Source organism: Kribbella sp. NPDC050470 (assembly GCF_044458365.1).
Classification (GTDB): domain Bacteria; phylum Actinomycetota; class Actinomycetes; order Propionibacteriales; family Kribbellaceae; genus Kribbella.
Window position 1 is genome coordinate 42,609 of the sequence record NZ_JBITHV010000015.1, and the last position, 21,302, is coordinate 63,910.

At 69.4% G+C, this 21,302-nt stretch carries 17 protein-coding genes; 4 read left to right on the forward strand and 13 right to left on the reverse strand.

The genetic code is table 11. The features are described from left to right. Positions 1-148 precede the first annotated feature (148 nt). From ACIBGM_RS38880 to ACIBGM_RS38890, 3 genes are all read left to right on the forward strand, one after another. The gene (locus ACIBGM_RS38880) at positions 149-2,362 is read left to right on the forward strand and encodes a LamG-like jellyroll fold domain-containing protein (protein ID WP_396388397.1); all 2,214 of its coding nucleotides are present in this window, start codon (positions 149-151) and stop codon (positions 2,360-2,362) included. 150 nt (positions 2,363-2,512) lie between these two features. Further along, a complete protein-coding gene (locus ACIBGM_RS38885) occupies positions 2,513-4,033 on the forward strand; it encodes a fibronectin type III domain-containing protein (RefSeq protein WP_396388398.1) in 1,521 nt (506 codons plus the stop codon). Between the two features lie 130 nt (positions 4,034-4,163). Beyond that, positions 4,164-5,660, forward strand: a complete 1,497-nt coding sequence (locus tag ACIBGM_RS38890; RefSeq protein ID WP_360536927.1) for a fibronectin type III domain-containing protein — start codon at positions 4,164-4,166, stop codon at positions 5,658-5,660. Between the two features lie 1,272 nt (positions 5,661-6,932). On the opposite strand, the gene ACIBGM_RS38895 is transcribed toward ACIBGM_RS38890, so the two are convergent. The 5 genes from ACIBGM_RS38895 to ACIBGM_RS38915 are packed head-to-tail and all read right to left on the reverse strand — an operon-like array spanning position 6,933 to position 12,394. Then, positions 6,933-8,195 carry a hypothetical protein gene (locus ACIBGM_RS38895; RefSeq protein WP_396388399.1) on the reverse strand — a complete coding sequence of 421 codons (1,263 nt, stop codon included), beginning with the start codon at positions 8,193-8,195 and terminating at the stop codon, positions 6,933-6,935. 9 nt (positions 8,196-8,204) lie between these two features. Continuing rightward, entirely contained in the window at positions 8,205-8,975 is a 771-nt protein-coding gene (locus ACIBGM_RS38900; protein WP_360535171.1) for a WecB/TagA/CpsF family glycosyltransferase, read from the reverse strand. 1 nt (position 8,976) lies between these two features. Then, positions 8,977-9,960, reverse strand: a complete 984-nt coding sequence (gene gmd, locus ACIBGM_RS38905; RefSeq protein WP_360535173.1) for a GDP-mannose 4,6-dehydratase — start codon at positions 9,958-9,960, stop codon at positions 8,977-8,979. Continuing rightward, positions 9,957-10,886, reverse strand: a complete 930-nt coding sequence (locus tag ACIBGM_RS38910; RefSeq protein ID WP_360535175.1) for a GDP-L-fucose synthase — start codon at positions 10,884-10,886, stop codon at positions 9,957-9,959. The genes gmd and ACIBGM_RS38910 overlap by 4 nt, the downstream gene beginning before the upstream one ends. Next, the gene (locus tag ACIBGM_RS38915) at positions 10,886-12,394 is read right to left on the reverse strand and encodes a sugar transferase (RefSeq protein WP_360535177.1); all 1,509 of its coding nucleotides are present in this window, start codon (positions 12,392-12,394) and stop codon (positions 10,886-10,888) included. The genes ACIBGM_RS38910 and ACIBGM_RS38915 overlap by 1 nt, the downstream gene beginning before the upstream one ends. A 230-nt stretch (positions 12,395-12,624) precedes the next feature. On the opposite strand from ACIBGM_RS38915, the gene ACIBGM_RS38920 reads away from it, so the two are divergent. Beyond that, positions 12,625-13,305, forward strand: a complete 681-nt coding sequence (locus tag ACIBGM_RS38920; protein ID WP_396388400.1) for a phosphatase PAP2 family protein — start codon at positions 12,625-12,627, stop codon at positions 13,303-13,305. Here ACIBGM_RS38920 and ACIBGM_RS38925 read toward each other — a convergent pair. Genes ACIBGM_RS38925 through ACIBGM_RS38960 form a run of 8 tightly spaced genes read right to left on the reverse strand, consistent with a single transcriptional unit; the run spans position 13,277 to position 21,280 of the window. Further along, positions 13,277-14,593 (reverse strand): glutamate-1-semialdehyde 2,1-aminomutase, encoded by a 1,317-nt coding sequence (locus tag ACIBGM_RS38925; RefSeq protein ID WP_396388401.1) that lies wholly within the window; start codon positions 14,591-14,593, stop codon positions 13,277-13,279. The two genes, ACIBGM_RS38920 and ACIBGM_RS38925, sit on opposite strands and share 29 nt — an antisense overlap. Further along, a complete protein-coding gene (locus tag ACIBGM_RS38930; protein WP_360535185.1) occupies positions 14,590-15,138 on the reverse strand; it encodes a dTDP-4-dehydrorhamnose 3,5-epimerase family protein in 549 nt (182 codons plus the stop codon). The genes ACIBGM_RS38925 and ACIBGM_RS38930 overlap by 4 nt, the downstream gene beginning before the upstream one ends. Before the next feature lie 8 nt (positions 15,139-15,146). After that, positions 15,147-16,400 (reverse strand): polysaccharide pyruvyl transferase family protein, encoded by a 1,254-nt coding sequence (locus tag ACIBGM_RS38935; RefSeq protein ID WP_396388402.1) that lies wholly within the window; start codon positions 16,398-16,400, stop codon positions 15,147-15,149. Positions 16,401-16,402: 2 nt separating this feature from the next. Next, on the reverse strand, positions 16,403-17,350 hold the full coding sequence (locus ACIBGM_RS38940) for a glycosyltransferase family 2 protein (protein ID WP_360535189.1): 948 nt from the start codon (positions 17,348-17,350) through the stop codon (positions 16,403-16,405). Beyond that, on the reverse strand, positions 17,347-18,624 hold the full coding sequence (locus tag ACIBGM_RS38945; protein WP_360535191.1) for a hypothetical protein: 1,278 nt from the start codon (positions 18,622-18,624) through the stop codon (positions 17,347-17,349). Before ACIBGM_RS38945 ends, ACIBGM_RS38940 begins: the two co-directional genes overlap by 4 nt. 12 nt (positions 18,625-18,636) lie before the next feature. Further along, positions 18,637-19,758, reverse strand: coding sequence for a class I SAM-dependent methyltransferase (locus ACIBGM_RS38950; RefSeq protein WP_396388403.1), 1,122 nt, complete (start codon positions 19,756-19,758; stop codon positions 18,637-18,639). A gap of 17 nt (positions 19,759-19,775) precedes the next feature. Continuing rightward, positions 19,776-20,426, reverse strand: coding sequence for a PIG-L family deacetylase (locus tag ACIBGM_RS38955; protein ID WP_360535195.1), 651 nt, complete (start codon positions 20,424-20,426; stop codon positions 19,776-19,778). Further along, positions 20,426-21,280: a glucose-1-phosphate cytidylyltransferase gene (locus ACIBGM_RS38960; protein WP_360535197.1), complete on the reverse strand. Its 855-nt coding sequence runs from the start codon at positions 21,278-21,280 to the stop codon at positions 20,426-20,428. The genes ACIBGM_RS38955 and ACIBGM_RS38960 overlap by 1 nt, the downstream gene beginning before the upstream one ends. Positions 21,281-21,302: the final 22 nt, after the last annotated feature.

The following is a 21,302-nucleotide window of genomic DNA, read 5'->3' on the forward strand; positions in this document are numbered from 1 at the left end:
CCCAGGATATAGGCAGACCCGGGCCGTGGGCGCGGGGTGGCCAAACCATCTCTGTCTGTGGCCTACTCTCTTCTCGGGGATCTCCGGGGGCAGTCCGGAGAGTCGATGCGGCGCGGCGATCGCGCCTGTCCGAGGGGGACACCGCAGCATGAAGAAGAGATGGCTGTTCGCGCGTCTGGGGGTCGTGGGCGCTCTCATCGCCGGGTCGCTGGTGCTGGTGCTGGCACCGCCCGCGCAGAGTATCGAGGCCTCGTTGTCGGCGGCCGAGAGCCCGACCTGGCAGACCAACGCGAGCGTGCAGGGGATCGCTGTCGCGGACGGCAAGGTGTACGCCGGGGGCCGGTTCACCAGCGTCCGTCCGCCGGGCGCCGCAGCCGGGACGAACGAGGTCGCGCAGGCCTACCTGGCCGCCTTCGACGAGACCACCGGTGACCTGGTCACGGCGTTCACCCCGGTTCTCAACGGCCAGGTGTACGCGGTGGCCGCCAGCGCGGACGGCTCGCGGATCTTCATCGGCGGTGACTTCACCACCGTCAACGGCGTCACCCGGAACCGGATCGCCGCCTTCGAAACTGCCACCGGCGCGCTGGTGACGAACTGGAAGCCCTCGGTCTCCTACCGGGTGAAGACCATCTCGGTTGCCGGCGGCACCGTCTACTTCGGCGGCTCGTTCGGCCTGGTCAACAACATCGAGCGGCTCCGGCTGGCCGCGGTCACCGCGGACGCCGGCACCTTGTTGCCGTGGGCCCCGGCCGTGAACGGCGACGTGTACGCCGTGGACGTCGCCGACGACGGCTCCAAGGTGTACGCGGGCGGCCAGTTCAGCACGGTCAACGGCACGAACCAGAACACCGTGTCGAGCCTGGACCCGCTGTCCGGCGGCGTCCTGCCGTTCCCCGGCGCGTCCGCCGTACCGCCGCCGAACGGCTCCTGCACCACCCGGGTCAAGGCGATCGACACCAGCGGCGACACCGTGTACTTCGGCAACGGCGGGGACGGCGGCGGGTGCTTCGACGGCACCTGGGCGGTCGACATCGCCACCAACACGCTGAAGTGGAAGAACCAGTGCCTGGGCGCCACCGAGACGGTCAAGGTCGTCAACGGCTGGCTCTACAAGGGCTCGCACGCGCACGACTGCGTGAACCAGGGCGCCGGCGGCTTCCCGCAGGGCTTCGGCTACCGCTTCCTGCTGACCCAGAACCTGTCCGACGGCACGCTCGGCCCCTGGTTCCCGAACACGAACGCCGGACCGCCCACCGAGGTCGGCCCTCTCGCCTTCGCGTCCGGCGGCAACGACCTCTGGGTCGGCGGCGACTTCACCACCACGAACGGCGTCGGCCAGCAGGGCCTGACCCGGTTCACCAACGCGGCCCCGGGTGCCGCGCCTGCCAAGCCGGCCAAGCTGCTCCCGTACAGCGTCCAGCCGGGAGTGGTGCAGATCCACTTCCCGACCGTGGTCGACAACGACGACAGCACGCTGACATACCGGCTGCTGAAGGGGTTCAGCAACACCACGATCGCCACCGTGACCGCCAAGTCGACCCCGTGGGACCGGCCGTGGCTGCACTTCACCGACACCTCGTCGGCACCGGGCGAGGTGACGAACTACCGCGTCGAGGTGACCGACGGCAGTACGACGATCCGCGGCAACTACTCCGACCCGGTCACGGTCGCCTCGGCGCCTGCGACGTCGTACGACCAGATCATCAACGCCGACGGCCCGCAGGCGTACTGGCGGCTGGGCGAGCCGGCCGGTGCGACGGCCTCGGTCGACTCCTCGGGTCAGAGCAACAACGGCACGTACACCGGGGTGACGCTGGGCACCGCCGGGGCGATCGCGGGCAACACGGCGATGACGACGAGCTCGAGCGGCGGCCGGATGGCCGGCGAGAAGGCGTACAGCATGCCGCAGCAGTTCACCGTCGAGGCCTGGGTCAAGCAGAGCGGGTTCAACCGCGGCGGCCGGATCATCGGCTTCGGCAACTCCAAGACCACCAGCAGCGGTGGCGGCGGGGACCGGATGCTGTACATGCGCACGAACGGCACGATCGTGTTCGGCGTCAACGACGGCTCGCAGCGCACGCTGACCAGCACGTCGGGCAAGAACGACGGCCTGTGGCACCACGTGGTCGGCACCTTCGACAACGGCGCCATGAAGCTCTACGTCGACGGCGCGTTGGCCGGCAGCGCGAGCGTCGGCCAGGCGTCGCTGTACTACGGCTGGTGGCGGGTGGGGTACGACAACACCAACAGCTGGCCGGGTGGCGGGGCGCCCCAGACCGGCATGGGGATCGACGAGGCAGCGGTCTACCCGTACGCGCTCAGCGCGGTTCAGGTACAGGACCACTTCGCCGCTCGATGAACGCAGAGTCTGGGAACTGCAGCACAAAGTCATAACGCGGGCGTGAGGTCGGCTTCCGGTCGACCTCACGCAGCGCTAAGGTCCGCTGGGTGCGTGCAGTGAGGCACGCACCGCCCCACGACTGACCCCCGCCCAGTCCAAAGGACATTGATGAAGAAGTATGTGTTCGCCCTTGTCACCGCAGCGGCCGTCGTCGCCGCCGCGCTGATCCCCTCCGGACCGCCGGTGGAGGCGGCGACTCCGGGCTTCGCTTCGGCCGTCTCGGCCATCAAGCAGACCTCGTGGCAGACCAACAACAGCGTCAACGCGCTGGCGATCAGCGGCAACACGGTGTTCGCCGGCGGTCTGTTCACCAAGATCCGGCAACCAGGCAAGCCGGCCGGCCAGGGGGAGGCCACCCGCACCTACATTGCCGCCTTCAACCGCACCACCGGGGCGCCGACGGCGTTCGCGCCCAAGCTGAACGGCCCGGTCTACAGCATCGCCACCAGCCCGGACGGCAACTGGGTGGTGATCGGTGGCGACTTCACCACCGTGAACGGGATCAAGCGCAGCAAGATCGCGATGTTCTCGGTCGTCACCGGCAAGCTGGTCGCGGCCTGGGACCCGGTGGTCTCGGCCCGGGTCAAGGCGCTGGCCATCTTCGGCAACAGCGTGTTCATCGGCGGCTCGTTCGGCCGGATCGACGGCGCCGTCCGCAGCCGGCTCGGCGCGGTCCGGCTGATCCAGGGCGACCTGCTGCCGTGGAACCCGGTCGCCAACGGCGACGTGTACGCGATCGACCTGTCCGACAACGGCACCCGGGTGTTCGTCGGCGGCCCGTTCAGCACCATCAACGGCAAGGACCACTACTCGCTGGCGATGACGAACAACACCACGGGCGCGGCGTACTCGTTCCCGGCCGCGGCGGCGATCCCGAAGCCGACCGCGACCTGCACCACCCGGGTGAAGGACATCGACACCCTCGGCGACAACGTGTACGTGTCCAACGGCGGTGACGGCGGCGGCTGCTACGACGGCGTGCTCGCCGCCCAGGTCAGCACCGGCAAGCTGCTGTGGAAGAACAACTGCCTGGGCGCGACCGAGGCGATCAAGGCGATCGGCAACTGGGTCTACAAGGGCTCGCACGCGCACAACTGCAGCGACAGCGGCGCGTTCCCGGACGGCACCGGGACGCACTACCTGCTGGTCGAGAGCGCCATCAACGGCAAGATCGGCCCGTGGTTCCCGAACACCGACGCGAACCAGAGCAGCACGACCAAGGTCGGCCCGCTGGCGATAGCCGGGACCAGCACCGACCTGTGGGTCGGCGGCGACTTCCTGCACGTCAACAACAAGATCCAGCAGGGACTGACCCGGTTCACCAACACGCCGGGTGGCGCGGCTCCCGCCGTACCGAAGGCGCCGATCCTGATCCCGTCCTCGGACAAGGTGCAGGTGAAGTTCAGCGACGTGTACGACCTGGACAACATCTCGTTGACCTACAACGTGTTCCGCGGGACGACCAACATCGGGTCGTTCAAGTACATGTCGTACTACTGGGAGGCGCGGAAGGCCTACACGGTGGCCGACACCGGGGTGAAGCGCGGCCAGACGTACACGTACCACATCGAGGTGCACGACGGGCGCAACATCATGAAGGGCCCGTCGGTCAGCGTGAAGGTGCCGTAAGCCGGCCGTCGTAAAACCGGCCGTCGTACCGGTCCAGAGGGGTCTGCCTGATCGGGCAGACCCCTCTTGCTATAGACGGGCAGGGGGTTGCCGGTCGTACATTGGTTGTCTGGGGCAAGGGGGACTTCTCATGGGGAGAGTCATTGCTGTGCTGGGGGCGGCCGGTCTCGCGTTGAGCGCCGTACCTCTCCAACCCGCGACCGGGACCGGCGCGTCGCTGACCGCGGTCGCGAACTCGGCCTGGCAGACCGACGCCAGTGTGCTCGGGCTGGCCGTTGCCAAGGGCAAGGCGTACGTCGGTGGCCGGTTCACCAAGGTCCGTCCGCCGGGCGCGGCGGCGGGGACCAGCCAGACCACGCGAACCTACCTGGCCGCGTTCAACCAGACCACCGGTGCGCTCGACACCACGTTCAACCACACGCTGAACGGCGTCGTCTGGTCGATCGTGGCCGCGCCGGACGGCTCCCGGGTGTACGTCGGTGGTGACTTCACCCGCGTGGACGGCCAGGTGCGGAACCGGATCGCGGCCTTCGACACGGCGACCGGGGCACTGGTCTCGACCATCAAACCGAGCGTCTCCTACCGGGTGAAGGCACTCGCCGTCGGCGGGTCCAGCCTGTACTTCGGCGGCTCGTTCGGCCTGGTGAACGGCGTCACCCGGAACCGCGTGGCCGCGATCAGCACAGTCAACGGCAGCCTGCTGCCGTGGAACCCGAACGCCGACGCGGACGTGTACGCGATCGACGCAGCCGACGACAACTCCAAGGTGTATCTGGGCGGCACGTTCGCGAAGATCGGCGGGGTCAACCGCTGGGCGGTTGCCAGCGTCAACAACTCCACCGGCGCGCTGCTCCCGTTCGCTGCGGCATCCGCCGTACCGCTGCCGTCCAGTGGCTGCACGTCGCGGGTCAAGGACATCGAGACTGCCGGCAACCGGGTGTACTTCGCCAACGCCGGCGACGGCGGCGGCTGCTTCGACGGAACATGGGCCGCGGACGTCGCCACCGGCAACCTGGTCTGGAAGAACAACTGCCTGGGCGCCACCGAGGCGGTCACCTACGTCAACGGCTGGCTGTTCAAGGGCTCGCACGCACACAGCTGCCCAGGCGGGTTCCAGGACGGCACCGGCGCCCACTTCCTCCTCCTGCAAAACCCAGCCACCGGCTCACTCGGCCCTTGGTTCCCGAACACCAACGCCGGCCCGCCAACCGAGGTCGGCCCACTCGTCTCCGCCACCGGCGGCGCAGACCTCTGGGTCGGCGGCGACTTCACCAAGGTCAACGGCGTCGGCCAACAAGGCCTCACCCGCTTCACCAACCTGGGCCCAGGCGCCAAACCCCTAGGCCCAGCCCTGCCGACCCTGTCCAGCACGACACCCGGCCAGGTGAAGGCCACCGTCCAAACGTCCCTGGACAACGACGACATCAAACTCACCTACCGCCTCCTCCGCGGCGCCACCAACACCGTAGTAGCCACCACCACCGCCAACTCCACCTTCTGGAGCCGCCCCACCATCACCCTCACCGACACCACAGCCCCCTCCGGCACCACCCAGCTCTACCGAATAGAAGTAACCGACAACCAAAACCCCGTACGCGGCGGCCACGCCACCATCACCGTCCGCTAACCCGGCCTCTCGGCCGCCGAGTTCCGTCCGCACTGACGGGTCTGTGCGCACAGCCGGGTTGCAGCACGCCAACGACGACACAACCCGCCAACCACCGCTGCCAACAGAGCCGCCCCGCATGTGGCCGGTCTTGCCCCCCTGACCCAGCTCCCCCGGCTGACCCAGCTCGCCCAGCTTCCCCGGCTTCCCCGGCGAATGGCCGGTCTCGCCCGGCATGCCCAGCTGACCCAGCTCGGCAAACCGACCCAGCCCGCCCGGCTGATCCAACTCCACCCGACTTACCCGGCTGACCCAGCTCGGCCGGTTCGCCCGGCTCCCCGGTTTGCCCGGCATATGGCCAGTTTCGTCCGCATCCCGGGACACCGGTGGAATCAGCTGGTGGCTTGCACAGGAACTGGGGACCTAGGACAGGCTGTGTGATGTCCGAGGTCCCCGGAGGGTGTTCAAACCCACGGCTCTCAGCCGAACCTGACCAGCATGCGGACAAATCCGACCACCCACCGAACCATCTCCTCAAGGACCTGAAGCCACGGAGTTCAAGCGCCGCCGACACGCTCCAGGCCCGCGGCGGTGATCAGCCCGACGATGTGTTGACGACCTCCGCCTCGGTTCGGTTCATCCGAACCCAGCCTCCGGATGCACCGCCGGCAAACACCGTCCGATCCGAACCCGATCTCCGGACGCGCCGCCGACACAACACGCCCCACCCGAACCCAATCCCATGATCCAGATCCCCCGGATCCACACCGGCACACCGAATCCACCCCGGCACGCGACCACTCCAGTGAGCTGCTCCGGGACAGCTGCGTCCTTCCCTGGTCGTGGTGGTGTGGGTCAAGGGTCGAAGATCCGCGCAGCGGACGCCGAAGGCGCCCTTGACGCACACCACCACGACTAGCACGATCAAGCAGCCCGGAGCCGCGCCCCCATGCCGCCCCGTCAACCGTCCCCAGCCGCTCACCGATCCGCGCTGCGCCGAAGGCGCCAACAAACAGCCGCCGCCGAAGGCGGTGACCATTGCGCGTCTCACGGTCCGGTCCGCCGAGTACCTTCACGCGTCCCGCGCTGTGCGGCGGTGTCCCTTGCACGTCCCGTCCGCCGAATACCTTCAGACGTTTCGCGGTGTGCGGCGCGCCGAAGGCGCCACAAAGAACAGCCGCCGCCGAAGGCGGTGACCTTTGGGCGGGCTGTCCGCCGAACACCTTCACGCGTCCCGCGCTGTGCGGCGCGCCGCAGGCGCCAGAAGAACAGCCGCCGCCGCAGGCGGTGTCCTTACGTCCGGCGGTGGGCGGTTATGGCTCGGTGGGCTTCGTTCCACCAGAGGAGGAGGGTGCAGAAGGAGGCTGAGGCGAGGCCCCAGGCGGCGCCGCGGGCGCCCCAGAGGTAGGCGCCGCCTACTCCGCACAGGATGAGGATGACGGAGGAGATCAGGCGGACTCGGAGGCCGCGGGTGGCGGCGGTGAGGGCTCGCATGATGGCGAAGGCGCCGGCGTTCGAGGCGCCAAAGGCCTGCAGGAGGATGACGGGGATGAGGACGCTGTGGGCTTGTTCCCAGACGCCGGGGCCCAGCAGTTCCCGGCCGACGACCGGTGGGAGCAGGAGGAAGATGGCGCCCCAGGCCAGCGCGCCGGCGCCGACGCCGAGTGAGATTGCGAGGCCGACGAGCCAGAGGCGGCGGTAGGAGTGCCGGAGTGCGCGGGCGGCTTCGGGGACGGAGATCATCCGGATGCCTTGGTTGAGCACGTTCACCGGGCCGAGCAGGACCTGCGCACCGCGGATGCCGGCGGTCGCGGCCAGGCCGGCGGCGGCGGTGATGCCGAGCATGTAGACCTGGATGGTGCCGGACACCGCGAGCATCTCCCCCATGTACTTCGGGGTGAGGTCCCAGTGCGCCTTCACCCACTCGCGGATCAGCTGCCGGCGAGGTGACACACCCGCCTGGAATCGCCCGGCAACGGCCGCGATCACCGCACCAAGGCCCCACCCAAGCGTCAGCGAGAACGCCGTCGCCGTACCGGTCAAGTAAAGTCCGCCGAAGATCGCGAGCATGGCGAGCAGCCAAATGAGGTCGTTCACGAAGGCCCGTCGGCCTTCGCCGACGACGAAGAACGCCCACCGCCACGCGTCCTGCAGCAGCAACCCCGGCATCGTCACCGCGAATGCGATCAGCACACCCCTCGACGGCACCCCCGGGAAGGCCGCGATCGCGAGACCGACGAGCAGCCCGGCGAATCCCATCAGCAACGCGGTCGCCGTACTGGCCCGAACCGCCCGCTCCCAGGCCGGGTTGCGTTCACCGGAGTAGCGGACCGCCAACGGCTCGGTGGCGATCGCCCGGGAGACGTTCAGGGCGATCGTGTATCCGCCGAAGGCGAGTGCGTAGACACCGAAGTCGGCGACCGTGCTGGACCGCGCGACCACCACGCCGACGGCAAGGTTGCTCAGGCTGGACAGCGCCTGGTCGGCCAATCCCCAACTCGCCCGGCCGGCCGGTCCGGCCAGTCGCCGGAGCTTCGGCCGCCGGGGGAACTTCACGACAGCACTCTATGAGACAGGTGCCGGGGGTTTGCGCAGGACGCCGTACAGGAAGCGTGGGATGCCCAGGACGTAGCGTTTCCACAGGCGGCGGGGCTCCTTGTAGAGCCGGTAGCTCCACTCGAGGCCGGCGCGCTGCATCCACTGCGGCGCGCGGTCGAGCCGGCCGGTGTGGAAGTCGAACGCGGCGCCGACTCCGATCAGGATCGCGGCGTTCAGCCGGTCCCGGTGCTCGGCCATCCAGCGCTCCTGCTTCGGCGCGCCGAGCCCGACCCAGATGATGTCCGGTCGGGCCTCGTTCAGCCGCGCGACCATCTCGGCGTCCTCGGCCTCGGTCAACGGCCGGTACGGCGGGCACTCGACGCCGACCACCTTCAACGCCGGGTGCCGCTCCTGGAACCTGTACCGCAGGTCCTCGGCAACTCCCTCGGCGCCACCGTAGAAGTACTGCGTCCAGCCACGCTCGGCCGCCTCGGCCATCACCCGCTCGAGCAGGTCCGGCCCGGCCACCCGCGCCATCTGCTCGAACCCGGCTCGCTTGCCCGCCCACACCAGCGGCATCCCGTCCGGCACGGTCAGCCCTGACGTGTTGAACACCTCGGTGAGCTGTTCGTCGGCGCGCGCGTGCAGCAGCGAGTTCATGTCGGTCACGCAGACCAGGTGCCGCTCGTCGCGGTCGATCCAGCGGCCGAACGTCTCGACGGTGTCGTCGAGGTTCGTGACGCTGACGTGGATGCCGAGTACGTCGACGCGGGCTGCGGTGTCGATGGCCGTCTGCATGTCAGTCCTCTTCGGTCAGTGCGGCCAGGTCCGCGTCGACCATGATCCGGACCAGCTCGGGGACGTGCACCTGGGCTTTCCACCCGAGCTCGGTGTTGGCTTTGGACGCGTCGCCGATCAGCGAGTCCACCTCGGTCGGGCGCTCGTACCGCGCGTCGTGGTCGACGAAGTCCTCCCAGTCCATCCCGGTGTGCTCGAAGGCCAGGCTGACGAAATCGCGCACCGAGTACGACGTCCCGGTCGCGATCACGTAGTCCGCCGGGGTGTCGTGCTGCAGCATCCGCCACATCGCCTCGACGTACTCCGGCGCGTACCCCCAGTCCCGGCAGGCGTCCAGGTTGCCCAGGTACAGCCGCTTGTCCAGGCCGAGCTTGATCCGGGCCACCGCGCGGGTGATCTTCCGGGTCACGAAGGTCTCGCCGCGGCGCGGGCTCTCGTGGTTGAACAGGATGCCGTTGACCGCGAACATGTCGTACGCCTCGCGGTAGTTCCGGGTCATCCAGTAGCCGTAGAGCTTAGCCGCGCCGTACGGCGACCGCGGGTAGAACGGGGTGTCCTCGTTCTGCGGCGGTGGCGTCGCGCCGAACATCTCCGACGACGACGCCTGGTAGAACCGGCAGTCCAGCCCGATCATCCGGATCGCCTCGAGCAACCGCGTCGTACCCATCCCGGTGGTATCACCGGTGTACTCCGGCTCGTCGAAGGACACCCGGACATGCGATTGCGCGGCCAGGTGGTACACCTCGGCCGGCTGGATCGACGCCAGCAGTGTCACCAGCCGGGACCCGTCGGTCAGATCGCCGTAGTGCAGGAACAGCCGCTTGTCCTCAGCCTGCGGACCCTCGTACAGATGGTCGATCCGGCGGGTGTTGAACGTCGACGCACGCCGGATCAGGCCGTGCACCTCGTACCCCTTGGCGAGCAGCAACTCGGCCAGGTACGACCCGTCCTGACCAGTGATCCCGGTGACGAACGCCTTCTTCACACGGCCTCCTGCAGGTACCAGGCGTACGTGGCGGCGACACCGTCTTCGAGGGAGATGGACGGCTTCCAGCCCAGCGCGTTCAGCCGGCTCACGTCGAGCAGCTTGCGCGGGGTCCCGTCCGGCTTGGACAGATCGTTGCTGATCGCACCTTCGTAACCGACCACGCGGGCCACCAGCTCAGCCAGCTCGCGGATGGTCACGTCCGCGCCGACTCCGACGTTGATCGGCTCCGGCTCGTCGTAGTGCTCCAGCAGGTGCATGCACGCGTCGGCCAGATCGTCCACATGCAGGAACTCGCGCCGCGGCGTACCGCTCCCCCACAGCACGACCTCGGGCGCATCAGCCTGCCGCGCCTCATGGAACCGCCGGATCAGCGCCGGCAGCACGTGCGAGCTCAACGGATCGAAGTTGTCGTGCGGTCCGTAGAGATTCGTCGGCATCGCCGAGATCCACCGCAGCCCGTACTGCCGCCGGACCGCCTGGACCTGCATGATCCCGGCGATCTTCGCGATCGCGTACGCGTCGTTCGTCGGCTCCAACGAGCCGGTCAGCAGGCTCGACTCGCGGATCGGCTGCTCGGCGAACTTCGGGTAGATGCACGACGACCCGAGGAACAGCAGCCGCGGCGTCCGCACCTCGAGCGCGGCGTCCATCAGGTTGACCTGGATGCGCAGGTTGTCGCTGAGGAACTCGGTCGGGTGGTCCCGGTTGGCCAGGATGCCGCCGACCCGGGCCGCCGCGTCGATCACCACGGCCGGCCGGTGCTCGCGCAGGAACGCGAACGTCGCCGCCCGGTCCCGCAGGTCCAGGTCGGACGACGAGGCGCCGATCAGGTGCTGGTAACCGGCTCCTTCGAGCCGGCGCCAGATCGCCGAACCGACCAGGCCACGGTGGCCGGCCACATAGACGGGTGCATGAAGGTCCATCAGTACGCTCCTGCGCCGTAGATCACCGCGCGCACGGTCTTCCAGAGAATCAGCAGGTCGAGGGTCATCGACCAGTTGTCGACGTACCGCAGGTCGAGCCGGACCGACTCGTCCCAGGACAGGTCGCTGCGGCCGCTGACCTGCCACAGGCCGGTGATGCCGGGCTTGACCAGCATCCGGCGGGAGTCGTCGGCGGCGTACAGGGCGACCTCCTCCGACAGCGGCGGCCGCGGGCCGACCAGGGACATGTCGCCCCGCAGCACGTTGAACAGCTGCGGCACCTCGTCGAGCGAGAAGCGGCGGATCCACCGGCCGAGCGGGGTCATTCGCGGGTCGTCGCGCATCTTGAAGTGCACGCCGTTGCCGTCGCTGAGCGCGTACAGGTCACCGAGCCGCTGCTCGGCGTCGGAGTACATGCTCCGGAACTTCAGCATCGTGAACTCGACACCAGCGCGACCGACCCGCTGCTGCCGGAACAGCACCGGCCCCGGGCTGGACAGCCGTACGGCGATCGCCAGGCCGAGGAGCACCGGCGACAGCAAGGTGATGAGACCGAGCGCGAACACCCGGTCGAAGACGGCCTTCATCAGGTGCGGTCCGCCACTCACCGATGGCCGCTCCAGGTGCAGCAGGGACAGGCCGGCGACCGGGCGGACGGAGATCCGCGGCCCGGCGACCTCGATGATGCCCGGTGACACGATCAGCTCGATGCCGCGCTGCTCGAGCGCCCAGGACAGCCGGCGCAGCGACTGCCCGGCCAGCTCGGGGTCGGTCGCGATCGCGACCACCTCGACCGCGTGCCGGTCGGCCGCGGCCAGGATGTCGGGTTCGTCCAGTTCCTCCGGCTGCATCGGCCCGGTCGAGTGCCCGTCGCCGCGCGGCCGGCAGGTGGCGACCACCCGGAACCCGTCGGTCGGCCGGCTCTCGAGGTGCTCACACAAGGTCGCGGCCGGACCGCTGCGCCCGACCACGAGAACCCGATGCATGCAGCGACCTCGGACCCGGTGCCGGTGCAGGTCCTTCCGCAGCGCATAACGCAGTACCAGCGCCGTCCCCACCATCACCGGAATCGCCAGTACGACGAAGCCGCGGGCGATCTCGGTCTTGGTCACGTACGACGCCATCGCGACCGCAGCCGTGAGCCCTACACCGGAACGCAACAGCGACCGGAACTCGTCCGGCCCGGCTCCGAAGTAGCGGGGGTCGTAACCCTTCGACAGGGCGACCGCACCCACCCAGGCCAGCGGGAGCACGCTGCTCACGATCAGGTAGCCGCTGCCGACGTGGTACCCGAACCGGGTCAGCAGGGCGACCGAGACACCGACCATCGCGGCCAGCAGGTCGCCACCGACCGCGGCCCAGCGGTAGACGCCGACCCAGCGGGGTTCGGTCGAGCGGGACGGCAGCGGAACGATCGCGGGGACCTCGTGCGGCACCACCCAGAGCGGACGGCGGCCATCGACCGCATCCGGCGCCTCTGCTCCGCTCACTCCGGCCTCTCGTCTCACGCTGCGACTGTTGGGTCACGGTATGTGCCCGCCGCAGTCTGCAGTCTGCCCTACCCACTGTCAAACGGAGATCGCCACCGAAGGTGACGGAACAACTGCGTTGCCTGAATCCCCAGAAATTCACCCGCCGGTCGGCGGCGCGACATCGCAGAGTACTACGCGCGAGGGCCGCCAGGGACGGAGACGCGGGGATGCTTGGCTAGAATTTGCGTGGGAGTGGAGTGGGGGAAATGACACAGGACGACATCGGGCGGTCGCGTCTGCCCGCACGCCCGGCGCTCGCGCCGGCGGTGCGCCGGCCGGTCGTGGCGTTGGCGCTGCTCGGGCTGGTGGCGCTGGTGGTGCCCGCGCTGATCTTCGCCGGTGACACCGGTCCCAGCCGCTTGGACCTCCGCGTGGAGAAGGCGGTCGTCGAGAGCGCACCGGGCGGCACGTACGACCTGATCCGCGGCATCGACTGGCTCGGCGAACCGGTCGGCCGGGCCCTGCTGCTGGTAGTCGTCACACTGGCCTGCCTGGCCGCAGGTCGCCGCGCGCTGGCGCTCACCAGTGTCGTCGGCATGGTCACCGTCACTTTGCTCGCCACTGCGCTGAAACCGTTGGTGGGCAGGCGCATTCACGCCGGCTTCCTCTGCTACCCCAGCGGCCACACCGCAGCCCTCACCGCGGCCGCACTGATCGTGGGACTACTCCTGGCCGACCTCCTGAACCTCGGCCCGATCGCGGGTACGGCGGTCATCCTCGGAGTCACTGTGGCCGGAGCCGCCGTGACCTCGTGGGCGCAGATCGTCCTCGACGCCCACTACCCCACCGACACGGTCGGCGGTTTCGGCCTGGCCCTGGCCGTGGTCCCGGCGACCGCGCTGCTGACGGACGCAGCGCTCAGGCGAACCGGCGGAAGACGGGCTTGACCGAACGTCCGCCCATCCACGGTGTCGGATCGTCGCCGTCCAGTGCCTTGCGGTACACGACGCAGGCCTGGCCGACCACGTCGACCGTGTGCGCGATGTCCGCGTCGGTGAGCGCCGCGCTGACTACGAACGACGGCCCGATCACCCCGCCGAGGATCAACTCGCGCAGGAACAGCGTGCGGAACTCCTGCGACGGCTGGCCTTCCTGGTCAAGAGTCGCGAAGACCATGTTGCTGGGCCGGCCCCGGACGACGACGTGGTCCTCGACCCCGGCTGCCGCCGCGACCTCCCGGACCCCGGCCGCCAGTTGGTCGCCGAGCTCGTGCAACCGGGCAGCGATGCCTTCCTCTTTGTAGACGTCCATCACCGCGATGGCAGCCGCGAGCGCATGCGTCTCGGCGCCGTGTGTGGTGGACAGCAGGAACACTCGCTCGTGGTCGTCGCGCAGACCGCCGCGCTCCATGAACTCCCGCTTGCCGGCCAGCGCCGACACGGCGAACCCGTTGCCGAGGGCCTTGCCGAAGGTGGAGAGGTCGGGCGTCACGCCGTACACGCCCTGGGCGCCGGCTTCGGAGAAGCGGAAGCCGGTGATCATCTCGTCGAAGATCAGCAGTGCGCCGTAGCGGTGGGCGAGATCGCGGAGTGCTTTGAGGTAGCCCTCCGGCGGGTCGTGCTGGGTGGCCGCCTCCAGGATCAGGCAGGCGATCTGGCCCTCGTGCCGGGTCAGCAGCTCCTCGGTCGCGGCCAGGTCGCCGTACGGGAAGGCCACCGTCAGCTCGCCGATCTCGTCCGGGATGCCGGCCGCCATCGGGGTCCGGGTGATGAACCAGTCGTCGATCGAGAAGAACGCGTGGTCGGAGCAGATCGCGACCAGCGGCTTCCCGGTGACCGCGCGGGCCAGCTTCACCGCGGCGGTGGTGGCGTCGGAGCCGTTCTTGGCGAACTTCACCATGTCCGCGGTCGGCACCGAGGCCAGGAACCGTTCGGCTGCCTCGAGCTCGACGATGCTCGGCCGGACGAAATTGCTGCCGCGGCCGAGCTCGCGCCGGACGGCCTCCAGCACCTTCGGGTGGGCGTGGCCCAGGCTGACCGCGCGCAGGCCGGAGCCGTACTCGACGTACTCGTTGCCGTCGATGTCCCAGACGTGCGCGCCGAGGCCGTGCGAGATCACCGGCGCCATGTCCTGCGGGTACTGGTCGTCGCCCTTGGCGTAGGTGTGCGCGCCACCCGGGACGAGTTCGTGCAACCGGGCGTTGGCCCGGTACGACTTGCCGAACGACTTGGTCATGACAGTCTCCTGGTGGCTTCGGCGAGCGAAGGCGCGGCCTTGTCCCGCTCGGACATCAACGTGACCGGCAGCGGCCACTCGATCGCCAGGCCGGGATCGTCGAAGGCGATCGACACGTCCTCGCTCGGGTCGTGGGCGCGGTCGATCCGGTACGAGACGTCGGCCGGGTCGGTGAGCGCCTGGAAGCCGTGCGCGCACCCGGCCGGGACGTAGACGGTGACCTGGTTGTCGCCGGTCAGCTCGAAGTACTCGACGTTGCGGTAGGTCGGCGAGTCCGGTCGCAGATCGACGACGACGTCGAGGACCGCCCCGTACGAGCAGCGGACCAGCTTCGCCTCGCCGGCGCCCGCGCGCACGTGCATGCCGCGGACGACCCCCTTCACCGACCGGGAGATGCTGTCCTGCACGAAGGCGTCCGGGTCGAGGCCGGCCGCCGCGACCACGTCGCGGTCGTACGTCCGCGAGAAGAAGCCGCGCTCGTCGCGGTGCGGGGTCGGCAGGAACATCAGCCCGCCGGCGATCCTCGGTACCTGGATGACGTCCATCGATCCTCCTAGTGCCTACTGACCCGCACCGGCGAGCCGGCGTCGAACACGGTCTTGGACAGCACCGCGAACTGCTGCTCGAGCAGGACGGCGTACTCGGTGTTCTTCTCGCGCATGGCGGGCTCGAGCCGGTTCGCCCGCGCCTCGAGCGCGCGGAACTGCTCGATCAGCCGCGGCACGCTGAGGGTGCGGATGGACTGGCGGAATTCCGCCAGCCGCATGTCCTCCATCAGGATGTCGTTCTTGCTGGCGTAGCTGATCGAGATGGTCGGCTTCGACAACCGCAACGCGGACTGCACGTTGTGGTAGCGCGAGGCAACGACCAGGTCGGTCCCGGCCAGCTGGCCCATCAGCTCGCCGAGCGAGTCCGCCGGTTCCCGGACCAGCCGGGACTCCACCAGCTCGGGCCGGTTCTTCCGTAGGTCGTCGTACACGGCGGTCACCACGACCTCGTCGGCCGGGTCGCCGGTGACGAGCCGGATCCGGTAGCCGTCGTCGACCAGCCAGCGGGCGAACTCGACGATCTTGGCCTCGTACTCGGCGTAGATCTCGTCCGCCCGGCCCCGGTCGGCGCTCGTGCCGTGGTACTCCATCAGTCCGAGCCCGACGGTCTTGCGCGGCCGCAGCGACGGCTCGGGCGGAATCGGCTCGGGCAGCGCGAACGCGAGGTCCGGGTAGACCTCGTCCTGGCTGACGTCGACGCCCATCGCCCGCATCGAGTCGCGCGACAGGTTGTCCCGGTACGAGCGGTACGTCGCCAGTCGTGCCGCGCCGGTGTAGAGCCACCGGATCGACCGCTCCCGGGCCACGTTCGCGCCGACGCTGACGAGGGCGACCTTGGCACCGCCCATCCGGGCAGAGACGCACATCAGGAACAGTGCGAACGGCCAGCCCCAGGGGTTCAGCTCCAGGGTCGTCTCCAGCACGCCCATGCCGGGCACCACCACGACGTCGTACCGGCGGAACAGCCGCGGCATCCGGACCAGGTCAGCGACCTTGCCGAACAGCTTGCGGAAGACCGTGGTGATCCGCGTCCGGCCCGGACCGTGGGCGCCGTACCAGGTCATCGCCGTCGACGGGATGCCGTACTGCCGCTCGAGCTCCTCAGGGCCGGAGCACACACAGCTGATCTCGGCATCCGGGTGGCTGGCCCGGAGGAACCGCAGCATCGCGTCGAGCGACCCGTGGTTGCCCAGGTTGCCCGATCCCAGCAGGCCGAAGATCGCGATCCGTAGCGGCCTGCGAGTCTCCGCGGTAGTCATTCCTAGGAAGCCCTCCGCTGACCGGCGACCGCGGAACTCTCCGGGATCGCGGTCGGGGCGCTGGGCGATGCGCTGTCCTCGATCCGGCGCGACGACGAGCCGGGCATCGCCCGGTCCCGCAGCCAGTGCGCCAGGTGGCCGTAGCACTTGCGCCGGTCCGACGACGACAGCGGCGCGCGGCGGATGCCGCCGACGAAGCCGCCGACGTACTCGGCCAGCAGCCGGGCGGTCGGGTGCTTGAGCCGGCTGGCGCGGCGGGGCTCCATGTTCGCCGACCGGGACCGGATGGTCGGCTTGGCCCGCTCGGCCCGGTCCGGGTGGTCCCGGCGGAAGAACAGCAGCTCGGGCACCTGGTGGAACCGGCCGTACAGGCACAGCTCGGCCATGATCGTCCGGTCGGAGTGGTGATAGCTGCCGTTCAGCGGCGTCCGGCGGAGGATGTCCGAGCGCATCACGCCGTAGAAGTCGTCGCCGCCGACCCCGAACAGCAGGCTCTTGAACCGCTCCGGCGCCCGCGGGTCGTCGGTGGCCAGCGGGTAGTCGACCTTCAGCACGATGTCGCCGTTGCCGTCGATGATCGCCTGGTGCGCGTGCGCCAGCACCAGCGCCGGGTCGGCGTCGAGCGCCTCGATGCAGCGCAGCAGCAGGTCGCGGCCGTACAGGTCGTCGTACGACGCCCACTTGAACAGCTCGCCGCCGCTGTGCTCGAAGGTCCAGTTGTGGTTCGGTGTCGCGCCGATGTTCACCGGCTGCCGGTAGTAGCTGATCCGCGAGTCCTTGGCCAGGTACTCGCGGCAGATCTCCTCCGTGCTGTCGGTCGAGGCGTTGTCCGAGATGACCAGCTCGAAATCGCCGTAGCTCTGTCCCAGCAGGGCGTCCAGGGACTCGGCCAGATACTTCTCCCCGTTGTAGACCGGTAGACCGACACTCAGCCTTGGTACCGCGTTCATGTGCTCCTCATTTCTGGCATCTGTACCCGGTCCGCCGCCCCAGCCGGTTCCGGTTCTGTCTCATGCCGCCGTTCGCGGATGCCCACCCCGAGACTCCACCACCAGACGATCGCCCCGACGAACGTCGCGCCCGCCGTCCCCCAGGCCGACCCGAGGGCGCCCCCCAGCGCCCCGCCGCCGACCCCGCCCACCAGGTACGCCGCCGAGGCGTACAGCTGGGCCCGCAGACTCCGCCGAGCCACCCCGAGTGCGCGCAGGCCTGCCGACGCACCCGTGTAGAAGCTGGCGAACATCACCGACAAAGTTGCCGGCACCAACAATGGCTCGGTCGCGTCCCAGACCTCGCCGAGCACCACGTGCCCCCACGCGTGCGGGAGGAACAGCACGAGGGCCAGGCCCCAGGTCAGCGCCGCCAGTGCCTGGGCTGTGCCGAGCAGCAGGCAGAACTTCCCCAGCGCTCGCAGTGAGCGGCGCAGCATCCGCGCCGCCTCCGGAACCGCCACCAGACCGATCCCGGAGAGCACGATGAAGAACGGCCCGAGCATCATCTCGGCGCCGCGGACGGTGCCGACCGCGGCCACGCCGGCGAACGCGCCGAGGCCGTACATCTTCAGCTGGTACGCGCCGCTGATCGTGGTGTTCTCGGCCAGGTACCGCAGCCCGAGGTCCTTGTGCTCCCGCAGCCAGTGCAGAGCCTGGAACAACCTCGGTACGACGCCCGCCTGCAGACCACTCACCAGCGCAGCGAAGATCCCGGCCGCACCCCAGGCCAGGACGAACTTGGTCACGCTCGGACCGTCGTGCTTGGCCACGTACAGCAGCGGCACCAGCGCGAACGCCCAGGTGATGTCGCTGAGGAACGCCTTGCCGCCCTGGCCGGAGGAGAAGAACGCGAACCGCCAGCTGTCCTGCAGCATCAGTCCGGGCAGCACGCAGCCCAGCGCGATGAAGGCGGCGCCCGGCCGGCCGCCTATCACCAAGCCAACCGCGGCACAGATCGCGCCGGTCGTCAGACCGACCGCGATCGCCATCCCGGACGAGCGCGCGACGGCCTTCTTCCAGACCTCGTGCGGCACGCCGCTGAACCGCACCGCCAGCGGATCGGTCGCGAGTCCACGGGAGATGTTGACCACCAGGCCATACGTCACCCAGGCCAGGCTGAAGGCGCCGAACTCTGCAGCGCCCAGCGAGCGGGCGACGACGATGCCGACCACGAAGCTGACCAGGCTGGTGACAGCCTGGTCAGCAAGTCCCCAGGTAACGCGGCGCAGCACCCCTCGCATGGGTCAGCCCACGACTTCGTGCGGTTCGGGCAGCGGGACAAGGTACGTGGCGCCCCAGCCGCCGGCGGACTCGAGCTGAGTGATCACTTCGTCGGCGATGTCCCAGGTGAGCACCAGGACGACGTCCGGCTGCGCGGCCCGCAGTTCCTCGATCGGCCGGATCGGGACGCCGCAGCCGCCGGGGATCCGGCGACCGTGCTTGCCGGGGGCCAGGTCGACCGTGAACGGCAGCAGGTCGGTGGTGACCTTGCTGAGGTCCAGGAGCACCGGCGCCTTCGAGGGGGCGCCGTACCCGAGGACCGTCCGGCCGGCGGCCTGGTGGCGGGCGAGCTCCTCGTGCAGCACTCCGGCCGCGTGCCACGCGGCCTCCTGGAAGCTGCCGAGCTGAACCTCGTCGGCGATGCCGGCCGCTTCCTCGTCCTCGAGCACCACGTCGACCGACGGGTCCGGCTTCGCGTCCGCGGTGTGCCGCAGCATCACCATCAGGCTGCCGCCGAACATCTCGACCTGCTTGACCGACTCGACGGTCAGGCCGTGCAGTGCGGCGACGCGCTGCAGCGCCCGCAGCGAGATGTACGACCAGTGGCCGTGCCGGATGGTGTCGAACTGGTTGCCGATGAACAACGGCAGCAGGTGGTGGAACTCCATGACCAGCAGACCGCCCGGGGCGAGCCGGTCCGCCCGCAGCTTCAGCAGGTCACCGAACGCGGGCTCGTGCACGATCCCGTGGACGTCGACCACCAGGTTGGCCTGCTTGCCGTCACCGGCCAGCCGGCACCCGGCGGCGTACAAGTGCTGCAGCCAGGAACCGCCGTGGTGGCTGGCGAACTCGAACACGACGCCGCCGATCAGCTCCGGGTAGTCGGCCAGGATCTCCTTCACCGACTTCTCCGCGTGCGCGATGCTGGTCGCGGACTCGACCGCCAGCGGCTCCTCCGGCAGCTGCGGCTCGACCGGGCCGAGCTGGACCAGGGTGCAGTCCCGGCACAGCCACAGCTCGAGCGGCCAGCGCGGATCCGGACCGGGCGTCTCCGCCGGCGGGAAGTAGTCGGCACACGGCTGCGCACCCAGGTCCACCACGGGTACGACGTCCTCGCCCGCGCAGCCACGACACTTGAAGCTCACTCGCCCATCCCCCTCGATCACCATGTCAATGTCGCCTTGGCCGTGGTGAACGCCTCCGCGTACGGCGCCCGGCACTCCATGCCGCGCAGCCTCGCCAGCCCGGCGAAGACCTCTTCGTCGAACCAGTCGTGCGGGACCTGGGACGGGTAGGCCTTGTGCAGCCGGGTGATCTTCTCCCGCAGCTGCTCCTCGGTCAGGTCGACGTACAGCCACGGCCGGCCGATGTCGCCGTCCCACTTGGGGATCTCGTAGTGCAGCACCAGGTGGCTGCGCCACACCGTCGGCGCGAGCTCCGCGATCAGGCGGTGGTCCTGGTGCGCGTCGGTGCGGCTCGGCGCCAGCACCAGGTCGGGGCTCCTGCTCCCCCGGGCCGTTGCCTCGAGCAACTCCTTGGTCTCGTTCCAGAACGCCGGCAGCCGGCCGTCCGGCAGCTCGGCCGAGGTGACGGTCACCTCGCACTCGGGCAGGAACAGCTCCGCGGCCCGCCGGGCCTCGTCGAGCCGGAGCGGGCTGCCGGTCGCGATCACGAACTCGGCGGTCAGCTCCGGCACCGACTCGGCCAGCTTGAGCAGCGTGCCGCCGCAGCCGATCTCGATGTCGTCCGGATGCGCGCCCAGGGCCACCAGGTGGACCGGGCGCTCGATCAGGCCGAGCTGGAACGGCAGCATCAGATCGCCACCACCATGGGCGAGTCGTCGGACAGGAACTCCGGCTTCTGCAGCACCTGGGCCCGCTGCTCGCGGGTCTCGTGGCTCCACAACGCCCACGGCTTCTTGCCGGTGCGGTACAGCTCCTCGAGCTGGCTGCGCTCCTTGAGCGTGTCCATCGGCGCCCAGAACCCGTGGTGCGGGATCGCCTCCAGCTTGCTCATCGCGGCCAGCCGCGGGAACGCGTCCCCGACCAGGTCCTCGTCCTCGTGCAGGACGTCGAAGATCTCCTTCTTGATCACGAAGTAGCCGCCGTTGATCCACATGTTCAGGTCGGCGGCCGAGCGCAGCCCGGTGATCCGGGCGTCGGTGCCGAACTCGACCACGTGGAAGGAGGCCTGCGGCGGGACCGCGAGCAGGCTGGCGGTGATGTCGCTGGTCATCACGTGGTCGACGATCTTGTCCATCGGCGCGTCGGTCAGCACGTCGCCGTAGTTGGCCAGGAACGCGTCGTCGTCCTCCAGGTACGGGCGGACCCGGCGCAGCCGCTCCCCGATCGAGGTGTCGATCCCGGTGTCGACGAAGGTGATCTTCCACTCGCTGATGTCGGAGTCGAGCAGCTCGATGCGCTGCCCGCCCTTGGTCATCACGAAGTCGTTCGACACGGTCTCGTCGTACCGCAGGAAGTACTCCTTGACCGCCGAGCCGCCGAAGCCCAGGCAGAGGATGAACTCGGTGTGCCCGAAGTGCGCGTAGTAGCGCATCACGTGCCACAGGACCGGCCGGTCGCCGATCGTCATCATCGGTTTCGGTGCGGAGTCCACCCCGCTGCGCATCCGCAGCCCGAACCCCCCACAGAAGATCACGACCTTCATTGCTGTTTCCCTCCCCGGGGTC